1 protein-coding gene is annotated in these 256 nt (G+C 68.0%); it reads left to right on the forward strand.

Annotated features, from left to right (window positions below):
- Positions 1 to 41 precede the first annotated feature (41 nt).
- The coding region (locus J0695_RS42730) for a hypothetical protein (RefSeq protein ID WP_206970166.1) at positions 42 to 256 on the forward strand (215 nt) is incomplete at its 3' end.

The raw sequence follows: 256 nt of genomic DNA on the forward strand, positions 1-256 counted from the left end.
CCTCAAGGCCCTGCCCCCCCTCCTACCTGAAGGAGCAGGGGGTGGCCGAGCGCATGATCCTCACCTTCGACCGCGACCTGGCGCAGGACAAGCTGACCGAGGCCCGGGAGGCCACGGACACCATGTGGCCGACCGTGTCGTTCCTCAGCGACATCCACCCGGTGGTGGAGTGGCTCACCGACAAGGTGCTCGTGCAGTTCGGCCGGCAGGAAGCCCCCGTCATCACCTCCCCGTACGTCACCGAGCCCACGAGACT

Origin of the sequence: Streptomyces beijiangensis (assembly GCF_017315755.1) — a bacterium.
In the GTDB taxonomy this organism is placed as follows: domain Bacteria; phylum Actinomycetota; class Actinomycetes; order Streptomycetales; family Streptomycetaceae; genus Streptomyces; species Streptomyces beijiangensis.